General features: G+C 61.6%; 9 protein-coding genes. 5 read left to right on the top strand and 4 right to left on the bottom strand.

The window, feature by feature from the left end:
- Positions 1-3: 3 nt before the first annotated feature.
- Positions 4-729, bottom strand: a complete 726-nt coding sequence (locus BTW08_RS02090; RefSeq protein WP_075560849.1) for an alpha/beta family hydrolase — start codon at positions 727-729, stop codon at positions 4-6.
- Positions 730-917: 188 nt separating this feature from the next.
- On the opposite strand from BTW08_RS02090, the gene hpxO reads away from it, so the two are divergent.
- Positions 918-2090: an FAD-dependent urate hydroxylase HpxO gene (gene hpxO, locus BTW08_RS02085; protein ID WP_075560848.1), complete on the top strand. Its 1173-nt coding sequence runs from the start codon at positions 918-920 to the stop codon at positions 2088-2090.
- Between the two features lie 173 nt (positions 2091-2263).
- Here the strand turns inward: hpxO and ttcA are convergent, their stop codons facing one another.
- The 3 genes from ttcA to BTW08_RS02070 all read right to left on the bottom strand — a co-directional run bounded on the left by ttcA (position 2264) and on the right by BTW08_RS02070 (position 5651).
- Entirely contained in the window at positions 2264-3118 is an 855-nt protein-coding gene (ttcA, locus tag BTW08_RS02080) for a tRNA 2-thiocytidine(32) synthetase TtcA (protein ID WP_075560847.1), read from the bottom strand.
- An 87-nt stretch (positions 3119-3205) separates the two neighbouring features.
- Entirely contained in the window at positions 3206-3823 is a 618-nt protein-coding gene (locus BTW08_RS02075) for a 3'-5' exonuclease (protein ID WP_075560846.1), read from the bottom strand.
- A gap of 10 nt (positions 3824-3833) precedes the next feature.
- Positions 3834-5651, bottom strand: coding sequence for a putative nucleotidyltransferase substrate binding domain-containing protein (locus BTW08_RS02070; RefSeq protein ID WP_075560845.1), 1818 nt, complete (start codon positions 5649-5651; stop codon positions 3834-3836).
- A 761-nt stretch (positions 5652-6412) separates the two neighbouring features.
- On the opposite strand from BTW08_RS02070, the gene BTW08_RS02065 reads away from it, so the two are divergent.
- The 4 genes from BTW08_RS02065 to BTW08_RS02050 all read left to right on the top strand — a co-directional run bounded on the left by BTW08_RS02065 (position 6413) and on the right by BTW08_RS02050 (position 13151).
- Positions 6413-6673, top strand: coding sequence for a DUF4212 domain-containing protein (locus BTW08_RS02065; RefSeq protein ID WP_075560844.1), 261 nt, complete (start codon positions 6413-6415; stop codon positions 6671-6673).
- 6 nt (positions 6674-6679) lie between these two features.
- Positions 6680-8461 (top strand): sodium:solute symporter family protein, encoded by a 1782-nt coding sequence (locus BTW08_RS02060; RefSeq protein ID WP_075560843.1) that lies wholly within the window; start codon positions 6680-6682, stop codon positions 8459-8461.
- Between the two features lie 108 nt (positions 8462-8569).
- Complete coding sequence (locus BTW08_RS02055) at positions 8570-9085, top strand: hypothetical protein (RefSeq protein WP_075560842.1); 516 nt, start codon at positions 8570-8572, stop codon at positions 9083-9085.
- A 97-nt stretch (positions 9086-9182) separates the two neighbouring features.
- On the top strand, positions 9183-13151 hold the full coding sequence (locus BTW08_RS02050; protein ID WP_075560841.1) for a NahK/ErcS family hybrid sensor histidine kinase/response regulator: 3969 nt from the start codon (positions 9183-9185) through the stop codon (positions 13149-13151).
- Positions 13152-13196 lie beyond the last annotated feature (45 nt).

The following is a 13196-nucleotide window of genomic DNA, read 5'->3' as shown; positions in this document are numbered from 1 at the left end:
GGATCATTCACTTGCGCCCAGCCGCCGTACCACGTGGCCGGCCGCTTCATCGATCAATGTCGCCTGCGTCTGCGCATGGCGTTTGGGAGCCTGCCAGTCGTGGTCACCGCCCTCCATGAAATGGCACTCGACCTGCGCCGGCAGATCGTAACCCTCGACCTCGTCACGTCGCCCGAACGGATCGCGAGTGCCCTGAAAAAGCACTATCGGGCAGCGGATCTCCGGCCAGTGATCGAGCCGCAAGCGTTCAGGTTTGCCGGGCGGGTGGAACGGGTAGCCGCACAGTACCAGCCCGGCCATCTCGACGCGCGTCGCCAGCAGGCTCGCAACTCTTCCGCCCATCGACTTGCCACCGAACCAGAGCGGCGTTTCGCTATCGAGCGTCCTGATGGCCCGATGCCATTCGCCAAGTTCCGCGACCAGTGTCTCGATTCTGGGCGGAGGACGGCGCCCGCCCTCTCGGCGCATGGTGGTCATGTAGCCGAACTCCAGCGCCACGACCTGAATACCGCACGCGGACAGCCGTTGACGTAATCGAGTCAGAAACACGGAGTCGTGGTCGGCGCCCGCGCCGTGACACAGGATCAGCCGCCCATGATGCGCCGCACCTTCGACCATGAAGCCGCCCAGGGCGGTTTCATGGCGCGAGCCCTCCCCCGTGGCCAGCGCCTTGCGCAGCTTTACCAAGTCCTGGGTTTCAAGCGTGGGTATCAACGTCGCCTTGGTCATCGTATCGCCTCACCGAATTTCAGGAGCGGGTTGGTTCGGTTTCTGCCTCGGCGGTGGCCGTATCGGCATTCCCACCGGCTGTCTCTTTTGCGTAGGATGACAAAACTTGATCGATCGGTCAGATTCGCTCGGTCAGACTCGATCGAACCACCGATACGTTCTTTAACGACAACAATTCAGGACAACTCATGGCTTTGAACGTTCTCGTCATCGGCGCCGGCATGGGCGGACTCACCACCGCCCTGGCGCTGCAGCAATCGGGCCACCGGGTCGAGGTCGTCGACCGGGTCACCGAACTTCGCCCGGTGGGCGCCGCCCTTTCGGTCTGGTCCAACGGCGTCAAGGTGCTCAAGGCTCTCGGCGTGGGCAACGCCGTCGAACAAGCCAGTGGGCGCATGAACGAGATGGCCTATCTCACTCAGGATGGCAGACCGCTGACGCGCTTCAGTCTGCAGCCGCTCTATGACCAGGTCGGACAGCGCGCCTGCCCCATCGCCCGGGCAACGCTTCAGCAGTTGCTGCTGGACGCCGTGGGGCCGGATAATGTCACGCTCGGCCTTTCCTGCATCGACTACCGCTGCGACGACAGCGGCATTCTCGCCGAATTCGCCGACGGTTCGAGCCGACGGGCTGACCTGATCGTGATTGCCGACGGCACCCATTCACGACTTCGCGAGCGTGCGCTGGGGCGCCCCGTCGAACGTCGCTACTGCGGTTACGTCAACTGGAATGTACGCGTCGCCGCAACGCTGGATCTGGCGCCGCTCGATCAATGGGTCCAGTACGTCGGCGATCATCAGCGCGTGTCGATGATGCCGATGAGTAGCGACCCCACCAACCCCGAGTTCTACTGCTTCTTCGACGTGCCGTTGGCGGCGGACACGCCCAACGATTCCTCCCGCTACCGGGAAGAGCTCTCCAAGCATTTCGCCGGCTGGGCGGAGCCTGTGCAGAAGCTGATCGAGCGTATCGATCCCGCGGCGATGGCCCGCGTCGAGATCCATGACATCGAGCCGCTGGAGACGCTGGTCGGCGAACGCGCGGCGATTCTCGGTGATGCCGCCCACGGCATGGCACCGGATCTGGGTCAGGGCGGCTGTCAGGCGATGGAGGATGCCTGGGTACTGGCTCGCGCCCTCGATGACGCCGGCAGCGACATCGATACTGCCTTGAAAGCCTACGATGACGCACGAACCCGACGTGTCGGCGAGATCGTCACCCGGGCGCGACAGCGCGCGGAGACGACTCACGGCGCCGATCCGCTCGCTACCCAGGCATGGTACGCCGAGCTGGCCGAGGAAGACGGCACTCGCATCATGGGCGGCATGAGCAAGACCATACTCGGCGGTCCACTGGGCTGAGGGATGAGGGCTGAGCAACTGGGGCTGAGAGCTGAGGGCTGTCGACGGTCCAGATACGGCCTGGAAACCGATCGCCCCAACGCAAGAAGCCCGCCAGAGATCACCTCCAGCAGGCTTCCTGCTCCTTGCGCGACCCTATATCCGGTACGCCGTATTCGATACGCGTTACTCGTTCAGGCTTCCCGGGCGAGCAGATCGAAGGCGTCGATCCGGGTTTCCTGCCGCTGACGCTGCTTGGCTTCCAGCCCCTCGAAGTCGAACAGATTGCGATCCGCGAGCTGAGAAGGGGCGACGTTAGTCACCGCCTTGAACATGGTCTCGAGCCGTCCGGGATGCTTGATCTCCCACTCCGCCAGCATCTCCTTGACCACCTGTCGCTGCATGTTGGGCTGGGAGCCACACAGATTGCAGGGGATGATCGGAAACGCCATCTGCCGGGAAAATTCGGCGATATCGGCCTCGCGGCAGTAGGCCAGCGGTCGGATGACGATGTTCTTGCCGTCGTCCGACAGCAGCTTGGGCGGCATCGACTTGAGCGAGCCCCCGAAGAACATGTTGAGAAACAGCGTCTCGAGAATGTCCTCGCGATGATGCCCCAGCGCCACCTTGGTCGCGCCGATCTCCTCGGCGAAACCGTAGAGCGACCCGCGACGCAGACGCGAGCACAGTGCACAGGTCGTCTTGCCCTCCGGCGTTTTCTCCTTGACCACCGAATAGGTGTCCCGCTCCAGGATGTGATAATTCACACCCCTGGCGGCCAGGTATTCGGGCAGCACATGCTCGGGAAAACCCGGCTGCTTCTGGTCGAGATTGACCGCCACCAGTTCGAAATCGACCGGCGCGTTGCGCTGCAGATTCATCAGAATCTCCAGCATGGTATAGGAGTCCTTGCCACCGGACAGACAAACCATCACCTTGTCGCCTTCATGGATCATCCCGTAATCAATGATCGCATTGCCGACCTGGCGACGCAGGCGCTTCTGCAGCTTGTTGAACTCGTACTTCTGGGTAACGGTAGATGCTTGCATGGGTCGAACGACACACAGGGAAATGAAGGCGAACTCATGCTATCACTGCGCCCGACGACTTGCGATGCCGCGCCCGCTGCCAGACGCCTAACTCGCCGCCAGAGCGCCCTTCTTCAGGCGTACGTACATCAAGGCCGTGGTCGTCGCGTCACCTAGGGCAGTATGGCGGCCCATCACCGGCACATTGAGCGCCTCAGCGACCCGCTCGAAATTCATCGTTGGCTCCAGCTGCGGCCGCGTCCGATGCATTTCGCGACGATAGAGCCCTGCCACATCGACGCATGGATTGGGCAAACCGAAGTCGAACAGGGGGCGCAGCTGGCGGTCGATGACCGCCAGGTCATAATCAATGCACCAGCCCAACAGCGGCCGGTTACCGATGAAGTCGAGGAACTTCTCCAGCGCCTCGCCCAGCTCGTTCCCATCATTCAGGTCGACCCCGCGCATGCCATGGATCTTGATAGAGTCACCGTGGAGGCTGGCCGGCGGCTGGAGGCGCAGATCCAGCGAGCCGCTGGTCATCACCCGCTCGCCCTTGATGCGTACAGCGGCGATCGAGACCAGTTCGGCGGTCCTGGTGTCGAGGCCGGTGGTCTCGCAGTCGATGGCCACCAGCTCGTCGCCGGCATAGGGGCTGAACAGCCAGTCATAGCGGCCATGCCCTTGGCGGCGTCGATCGGCCGCACGGCGTAGCGAACGTAGCATCGAGGCCTCTTCAGTATTCGAGATGAAAACGATGCGTCAGGCGTTGCTGGAAATCCTTGACGATATGCAGCGCCTGGCGCAGCAGGTCGCGCTCCAGCGAAGACAGGGACTGAACCACGACCAGATTGGGTTCGTCGCTGTTCTGCCGTCCGTCGAGCTGGGCCAGCTGTTGCTTGAGGCGCAGCTCGATGAATAGCGCCAGCGCCTCGCCGAGATCTGCGGCAAAGTCCACTTCCAGCCGTCCCTGTCCGGCAAGCGCCTCCAGTCGGGCGAGAGTCGAAGTCTCGGTAATACGGCACTCCAGCGCCAGGGTACGTACCCCGTGCACGATCGGAAAGATGCCGCCCTTCTTGATGTCGATGCCGTGTCTGGGCTTCTTGAGCGTTCCGAACAGAGTCAGCGGTGCGGCGAAATGCAGTGCGGCCCGAGCCAGGTAGGAAAGCAGCAGTTCATCGTGGGAGCAGCTGTCGAAGAGATATTCGCGTAGGCGATCCAGCAGACGGGTGTCGCCGGCCACGCCACGGGCATCGAGCATGATCGCGAGGTTCATCAGCGACGCCCCGTCACGGCGTTCAACCCAGCGCGAGACCGTCCTTCTCCAGCCGCTCTCGCTGTCTACCCAGGCAGGGTTCGAGACCATGATGTTGCCCGGACACGGCGGGTAGCCCAGCGTGTAGAGCGTTTCGGTGAAACGCTGCATGGCCATCGCGCGATCGGGCCAATCGCTATCGTCGGCAACAATCAGCGCATTGTCCTGATCGGTCTTGAGAATCTGTTCGCCGCGTCCTTCACTGCCCATCACCAATAGGCAGCTCTGGGCGCGGTAGCGAGGGTCGATGAGAAACTGATAGGCCTTGTCGACGATACGTCCGTTGAGCGCCGCCAGCAGGTCCATGACAAAATGGAGTTTGATTCCCTGGGCCATCAGCGCCTGGACCAACTCCGGCAATCGTGCGCTGGCGTGAGCCAGCGCATCAAGGTCGTCGGCCTGCTCGAGCTCGAGACTGACCATGTAGGAGCGGCTCGAGAAGTAGCTGAGCACATCAGTCAACTCCACCACGCCGACCGGCAGATCCCGCTCGACCACTACCACCCTGGCTACCTGATGCCGGGTCATCTGTACCAGCGCTTCGAACAGATACTGATCGGGGCCGGCGGATACCAGCTCGAAGTGGGCAATGGTGACGACCGGACGCGCCTGCGTCGCGCCCTCCATGACCAGAGCGTTGAGCAAATCGGTCTTGGTCACCACGCCGAAGCGACCGTTGTTGACGACTAGCAGACTATCGGCATGACTCTCGTTGAGCCGGTTGACCGCCGCGGCGATGGTGGTGGCCGCATCGACGATCAACGGTGCTCGCATGCACGCGCTGACCCGAGCCAGCATGAAGCCCGCCATGTTCACGCCGCTCTTGGCGCGACGCTCGGCTAGCAGGCGGGTCTTCTGCGCCAACCTGCGCTGGAAGAAGTCGGCGAACGTCGGGTAATCGTCGCAAAGGTGTTCGAAGAGTAACTTGGGCATCGCGTAGCAGAGGCTTTCCTGCTCCGCCTTGAAGCGATATCGGCTGGTCCCTTTGAGAATGCTGATAGCGCCGAACAGGTCACCAGCCGTGTAATGGGCAATGCGCACCCGATCACTCGGCGCGTGAGGGTCGAGCTCCGCGACCTCACCCTTGTGAATGATGTACACGAACTCCCCGGGCTGGCCGGCATCGAGAACGATCTCGTCGCGACTGAAATAGAGCAGATCGACGCCACGAGCCACACGCTCACGTCCGCTGTCGTCGAGCAGCGTGAAAGGCGGCTGGGAAAGGTCCATGTTGACCATCAAGTGGCTCCCGTCATCGCAATGGCACACCCTTGTCGGGAATCTGGCAGCGAACGAACCCGATGGGGGTATGCTCGAACTGTCGTATCGTTTCAATCACGAGAACTCCCCTCTTGAAAAGCATCATCCATTCGTTGCTCAAGTACAACGCAAAGACGGGGCGCCGCGAACGCTTCCGGCGCTCCGCCAGTATTCTTCATTCCTAGTTCCAGCACTACTCCAACGCTCTTCATGCCGTATTTGTTTGCCACCTCATTATAACTTAACGAAGCGCATTCTCTTTTATTGTTAATGACTCGCTATTTGATAACAAAAAATAGACTATCGACTCTGGGCTCCCGGCCACATCGAGCACTTCGAATTCGTCACGAGACCATCGTCTTATAGACGCCGGCGCAGATTCGAAGGGCGAATTGATTCATACCGAGTCAAACTTGCGCCATTATGTGCAGCCATTTTAACGATACTAAGGTAGAAGATTTAACGTCTTGTTTTCGTTGCCCAATATTGCTATTGAGTAACCTAGGGCAATCGCAGATCGATAATGCATCCCGTCGACGAGCCATGGCGCCAATAAAGAGTGACTTTAGTCGCTATAAATGAGTGATCGAAACGCGCCAATCGGTCGAACCTTCCCGCGCAAAATTCGTATGCACGCGAATCACTCATGATGAATACGGTTTGTATATGAACGACGGATCCATCGGGTAAGCATAAATTCAAAGCCACTTCCCACCTTCAATGACGCGGAGAACGATAATATGGCAGATGACAAAACCAATGCTGCTGCCTATTGGAAGGCGAATGTTCGCCTGATAACCGGCTGCCTGATCGTCTGGGCGCTGGCGTCCTATGGCTGCGCCATCCTGCTACGCCCCCTGCTCGCCGGCATAGCCGTCGGCGGCACCGACCTGGGTTTCTGGTTCGCGCAACAGGGATCCATTCTGATATTCATCGGCCTGATCTTCTTCTACGCCTGGAAGATGAACCGACTAGACAAAAAATTCGGTCTCGGGGAGTAAGCCTGCATGAGTCAATTCGCGATCAACGTTCTCTTTGTCGGGGGGTCCTTTGCGATCTACATCGGCATTGCGATCTGGGCCAAGGCCGGGTCAACCAAGGACTTCTATGTCGCTGGCGGCGGGGTACATCCGATCACCAACGGCATGGCGATCGGCGCCGACTGGATGTCCGCCGCCTCGTTCATCTCAATGGCAGGCATCATCGCCTCGTCAGGCTATGGCGCCTCGACTTTCCTGATGGGCTGGACCGGTGGTTACGTGCTGCTGGCCCTGCTGCTCGCCCCCTACTTGCGCAAGTTCGGCAAGTTCACCGTTCCCGAGTTCATCGGTGACCGCTTCTACAGCAAATCAGCGCGCATGGTCGCGGTGGTCTGCCTGATCATCGCTTCGCTCACCTACGTCATCGGCCAGATGGCCGGTGCCGGCGTGGCCTTCTCGCGCTTCCTCGAAGTCGACGCGACCACCGGCCTGATCATTGCCGCGATAGTCGTATTCTTCTATTCGGTATTGGGAGGGATGAAAGGTATCACCTATACCCAGGTGGCCCAGTACGTCGTGCTGATCATCGCCTACACCATTCCGGCGGTGTTCATATCGCTGGAGTTGACCGACAACCCGATACCGCCGCTGGGGCTGTTCTCCGATCACAGCGCATCCGGCGAGCCGCTACTGTCCAAGCTCAACGAGGTCGTCGTCGCGCTCGGTTTCAACGAGTACACGGCGATGGTCGACAACAAGCTGAACATGGTGCTGTTCACGCTATCGCTGATGATCGGTACCGCCGGTCTGCCGCACGTCATCATGCGCTTTTTCACCGTCCCCAAGGTCGCCGATGCTCGCTGGTCCGCCGGTTGGGCGCTGGTGTTCATCGGGCTGCTCTACCTGACGGCGCCGGCCGTGGCCTCGATGGCCCGCCTCAATCTGGTAACCACCATCTATCCGGACATGGCCGGCCAGGTCGAGAACTACGAGGACGCCGCGGCCAACCCGATCGCCTACGCAGACCGGCCCGACTGGATCCGGACCTGGGAAGAAACGGGGCTGATCAAGTTCGACGATAAGAACAACGACGGCAAGATTCAGCTCTACAACGACGCGGCCGACTTCTCCGGACGCGGTTGGCAGGGCAACGAGCTGGAAGTCAGCAACGACATTCTGGTGCTGGCCAACCCTGAAATCGCCAATCTGCCCGGCTGGGTGGTCGGCCTGATCGCCGCTGGCGGCCTGGCGGCAGCGCTATCCACGGCAGCAGGCCTGTTGCTGGCGATCTCCTCGGCAATCAGTCATGACCTGATCAAGGGTGCGATCAATCCCAGGATCTCCGAGAAGGGCGAACTGCGGGCAGCGCGCATCTCGATGTCCGTCGCCATCGTCGTCGCCACTTATCTTGGCGTCAATCCGCCGGGATTCGCCGCTCAGGTGGTGGCACTGGCCTTCGGTATCGCCGCCGCTTCGCTGTTCCCTGCCCTGATGATGGGGATCTTCTCCAAGCGGATTAACAACAAGGGGGCCATCGCCGGCATGTTGACGGGCCTGATCTTCACTCTGGTCTACATCTTCATCTACAAGGGTTGGTTCTTCATTCCGGGCACCGCCAATCTGCCGGATACCGAGGCCAACTGGGTGATGGGCATCTCGCCGCTATCCATCGGCGCCGTGGGTGCCATCCTCAACTTCGCCGTGGCCTACGTGGTTTCCAGCGTGACCGAGGAGCCACCGCAGGAGATCCAGGACCTGGTGGAAAGCGTGCGCTATCCCAAGGGGGCTGGCACCGCGATCGATCACTAAGCGACAATGCCTCCCTGACGAGCCAGGCTAACTGGCCCACAGGCTAACTGGTTCCAATCGAATCGGGCTTCCCAACGGGAAGCCCGATTCTTTGAGCAAGGACTCACTATGATATGGCATTTGGTCGCAGCCGCCGCCGCTGGCCTGGGCGCCGCCGGCGTAGCACTGCTGCTGCGTATGCTCAGCGGCAAGCGCCTCCCACGCTGGATCATTCCGGCCTGCGCGGGTCTGGGCCTACTGGCCTACCAGATCAACTACGAATACGACTGGTACGGGAACAAGCAACAGCAACTGCCGGAATCAGCGCAGGTGGTGTCGACCGAGCAAAGCCGGATGCCGTGGCGCCCGTGGACTTACCTCTATCCGCTGACCACGGCGTTCAGCGTCGTCGACCGGGACAAGCTGGTGAGCTCGCGGGACGATGGCGAGCATCTGGTCGAGTTCATTCTCTACCATTTCGAGATGCAGTATCGCGACGTACTCACTCATCAGGCGTACCTGATGAACTGCAGCAACCGGGAACGGGTACCACTCGTCGGCGACAGTCGACGGCCCGATGTCGATCGCCTGCGCCACCTCGCAGACGACGATCCGCAACTGAAGACGGTGTGCGCCAAGGGCTGACGCAACACACAGTACTGTTATCCCCAAGCCCGGGATCGCGGCTGCCCTCAGGGCCGGCATTGCCCTAGAATGGCCGCAGTTCAAGGGAGAGAATTTCATGTTCGAAGGCGGGTTGTTGATCGTCGTGGCGCTACTTTACGTCGCCACGCTGTTCGCGGTTGCCTGGCGGGGAGACCGCCACGCCAGACTCCACGGCCCCGCGACCCGTCGGCCCATCGTCTACAGCCTGGCGTTGGCGGTCTACTGTACGTCCTGGACTTTCTACGGCAGCGTCGGTCAGGCCGCGACATCCGGCTGGTCGTTCGCCAGCATCTTCTTCGGCCCGGTGCTGACATTTCTGCTGTTCTGGCCGGTGATCACCAAGATGATCCGCGTCGCCAAGCGTCAGAACGTCACCTCGATCGCCGACTTCATTGCTTCCCGCTACGGCAAGTCGCAGTCATTGGCGGCGTTCGCCAGCCTGATCGCGTTGATCGGCACACTGCCCTACATTGCCCTGCAGCTGAAAGCGGTTTCCACCGCCTTCCAGGTGATGACCAGCGATGGCGATGCGATCAAGGCCCCGATCGTCGACGACACCGCTTTCTACATCGCCATTTTCCTGGCGGTCTTCGCGATACTGTTCGGGACCCGTGACACCAATGCCACCGAGCACCACGAAGGCTTGATTCAGGCGATCGCTTTCGAATCGGTGGTCAAGCTGCTGGTATTTCTGGTTCTGGGGGCCTACGTCACCTGGGGCATGTTCGACGGTCTGGGCGAGCTCATGACGCGCGCCGACACGTACCTGAAGTTGCAGCAGCAGCTGACCGAACAGAACTTCGATACCGGCTTCTGGACCCAGACGCTGCTGGCGATGCTGGCGGTCTTCTGTCTACCCCGCCAGTTCCATATCACGGTGGTAGAAAACACCCACGCCGACGACGCCAAACGGGCACGCTGGCTATTCCCGATCTACCTGGTGGCGATCGGCTTCTTCGTGTTACCGCTGGCCGCTGCGGGGCTTACGCTGTTCTCCGGCGACGACATCTCGCCGGACAGTTACGTTCTCGCCCTCCCGATCGTTGCCAACCAGCCCTGGCTGGCAATGATAACCTTCGTCGGCGGCCTCTCGGCGGCCACCGGCATGGTGATCATGGCCGTAGTCTCCAACGCCATCATGATCTCCAACGAGATCGTGCTGCCCGCGCTGTTCCGGCTGCGCTGGTTCGAGCAACAACCGCGCGACTACGGCCGGATGGTCCTGCGGGCTCGCCGAATCACCATCGTCGTCATTCTCGCGCTGGCCTACCTGTTCTATCAGCTGGTGGCCGAGTACAGCTCGCTGGCCGCGACCGGCCTGCTATCGCTCTCGGCGGCGGCCCAGTTCGCGCCGGCGGTGCTCGGCGGGCTCTACTGGAAACGAGGCAATCGTCTTGGCGTCGTCACCGGTCTCAACGTCGGTTTCCTGATCTGGGCTTACACCCTGCTGATGCCGGCGCTGATCCAGGCCAACCTGCTGCCGGAGTCGTGGCTGGCCGGCGGGCCGCTAGGGGTGACGTGGCTCTCGCCGCTGCATCTGTTTGGCCTCAACGTCACCGATAGTTTCGCCCACGGCGTCATGCTGTCGCTGGGTCTGAACCTGTTCTTCTACATCTTCATTTCGCAGCTGACACCGCAGCGGGTGGTCGATCGCATTCAGGCTTCGCTGTTCGTCGACAGCATCGAGACCCGTCAGACCACCGTCAACCGCCCATGGACCGGCGCCACCACCGTCGGCGATCTCAAGGTGCTATGCGAGCGCTTCCTGGGCAAGTCGCAAGTCGAGCGGGCCTTCGAGGACTACGCCGGACGCACCGCCAAACCGATGGAGAACAACACCCGGGCGTCGATCGACGTGATCCAGTTCACCGAACGCCTGCTGGCGTCGGTGCTCGGCGCCTCGTCGTCGCGCATCGTCGTCAACTCCGCCCTTCAAGGGCGCGGCATCGGTATCTCGGACGTCATCTCGATCGTCGACGAGGCGTCGCAGGTGCTGGAGTTCAACCGCGCCTTGCTGCAGGCCACCATCGAGAACATCAATCAGGGCATCGGCGTGGTCGACCAGAATCTCAACCTGGTGGTCTGGAATCAGCGCTACCTGGAGATATTCCGCTTTCCGGACAACCTGATTCGTGTCGGCACGCCCATGGAAAAGGTCTTCCGCTACAACGCCCACAACGGTGAATACGGACCCGGCGATCCGGAAGAACACGTCGAACAGCTGATCGACAATATCCGCAGCGGCAAGCCCCACCGCTACGAACGCTACCGCCCCGACGGCAGCGTGCTCGAGGTGCTGGGCAATCCGATGCCGGGCGGCGGGTTCGTCTACACCTATCAGGACATCACCCAGCAGAAGCGCACCGAAGAGGCGCTGATCCGCTCCGAAAGCAATATCCGTATCTACACCGACAACGTGCCGGCGCTGATCGCCTATTTCGACAAGGAGTGCCGCTATCTTTTCACCAACCGCGCCTACGAGGCGACGATGGGGATCGATCGCAATGCGGTGATCGGCGAACGGGCGGAAAACGTGCTGCCGCCGCAGACCGCGCGTCAGCGCACGCCGTGGATGCAGCGGGCGCTGCGGGGCGAGCGGGTCACTTTCGAGATTTCGCTGGACGATGGCGACGGCGGCGTGCGCTACATGCTGGTGACCTACACCCCGCACTTCGGCGAAGGCGGGCGTATTCTCGGCTTTTTCGCGCTCTACCAGGACATCACCGAGCGTCGTCTGGCCGAAATCGCGCTGCGCGAGACCAACGAAAATCTCGAGGAACGCGTGCGCGAGCGCACCCAGGCGCTCTCCGAGGCCAATGCGGCCCTGCGCCAGGAGAACCGCGTTCGTGCCGAGGCCGAGCTGGCGCTACGCCAGGCCAAGCAGACCGCCGAGGATGCCAACGCCTCTAAGACCCGCTTCCTGGCGGCGGCCAGCCACGACCTGCTGCAACCGCTGAACGCGGCGCGGCTTTTCACCTCCGCGCTCGGCCAGCAGATCGAGCATGTCGACCACAGCCGTACCATCGGCCATATCGACAATTCCCTGCAGGCCGCCGAAGAGCTGCTGGGTACGCTGCTCGATATCTCCAAGCTCGATGCCGGCGCGCTGACACCTCGCCGCAGCCAGTTCCCGCTGGCGGATATCCTGCGTCCGCTGCGCGCGGAATTCGAGGTCATGGCGGATGATCGCGGTCTCGATCTGGAAGTGGTCACTACCAGCCTGTGGGTCGACAGCGATGCCCAGATGCTACGTCGGATCGTGCAGAACTTTCTCTCCAACGCGCTGCGCTACACCCAGCAGGGCCGGGTGCTACTGGGCTGTCGACGCTACGCCGAGCGGATATCGATCGAAGTGTGGGATACCGGCCCGGGCATTCCGGAATCCAAACTGAGCGAGATATTCCAGGAATTCCGGCGGCTCGACCAGGCGTCGCGCCACAAGGAGAGCGAGCGCGGCCTGGGGCTGGGGCTGTCGATCGCCGAGCGCATGAGCCGGGTGCTGGACCACCCTATCCGCGTCCGTTCTCAGGTTAACGCGGGCACCGTGTTCTCGGTATCCGTGCCGCTGGTGGCCGGCCGCCGCGGCGCCGCCGATCCGGAGGAGACTGCACCCGGCAAGCGGGTCAGCAACAAGCTGGGAGGAACGCGGATCCTGTGCATCGACAACGAGCGCCTGATTCTCGAGGGAATGAAGGCGATGCTGGAAGGCTGGGAGTGCGAGGTTTACACCGCCACATCGATCGGCGGCGCCAAGTCGGCGATTCGCAACATGGGTGGCGATCCGGACGCCATTCTGGCGGACTACCATCTCGATAACGAAGTCACCGGGATCATGGCGCTGGAAGCGCTAGAGGAACTTTGCGAACAGGCGGTGCCGGGTATCGTGATCACCGCCGATCGCACCGAAGAAGTCGCCGAGGAGATCAAGCGCGGCGGCTATCAGATCCTGCTCAAGCCGGTACGCCCGGCCGCCCTGCGTGCGCTGATGACGCGCACGCTGCAGGCGAGTCGGGCAGCGAGACTATCAAGCGACCAAGGAGACTGATTTTTTCAGTCGCTGACAAACTTTATTGCCACAGAGCCCGGCGGC

The sequence above is a fragment of the Salinicola sp. MH3R3-1 genome (assembly GCF_001937155.1).
GTDB lineage: Bacteria > Pseudomonadota > Gammaproteobacteria > Pseudomonadales > Halomonadaceae > Salinicola > Salinicola halophyticus.
This window is presented reverse-complemented; position numbering and strand designations above follow the sequence as displayed.

Coding starts and splice junctions, on each gene's coding strand:
- BTW08_RS02090 (WP_075560849.1), bottom strand. CDS start 729: ATGACCAAGGCGACGTTGATACCCACGCTTGAAACCCAGGACTTGGTA.
- hpxO (WP_075560848.1), top strand. CDS start 918: ATGGCTTTGAACGTTCTCGTCATCGGCGCCGGCATGGGCGGACTCACC.
- ttcA (WP_075560847.1), bottom strand. CDS start 3,118: ATGCAAGCATCTACCGTTACCCAGAAGTACGAGTTCAACAAGCTGCAG.
- BTW08_RS02075 (WP_075560846.1), bottom strand. CDS start 3,823: ATGCTACGTTCGCTACGCCGTGCGGCCGATCGACGCCGCCAAGGGCAT.
- BTW08_RS02070 (WP_075560845.1), bottom strand. CDS start 5,651: ATGGTCAACATGGACCTTTCCCAGCCGCCTTTCACGCTGCTCGACGAC.
- BTW08_RS02065 (WP_075560844.1), top strand. CDS start 6,413: ATGGCAGATGACAAAACCAATGCTGCTGCCTATTGGAAGGCGAATGTT.
- BTW08_RS02060 (WP_075560843.1), top strand. CDS start 6,680: ATGAGTCAATTCGCGATCAACGTTCTCTTTGTCGGGGGGTCCTTTGCG.
- BTW08_RS02055 (WP_075560842.1), top strand. CDS start 8,570: ATGATATGGCATTTGGTCGCAGCCGCCGCCGCTGGCCTGGGCGCCGCC.
- BTW08_RS02050 (WP_075560841.1), top strand. CDS start 9,183: ATGTTCGAAGGCGGGTTGTTGATCGTCGTGGCGCTACTTTACGTCGCC.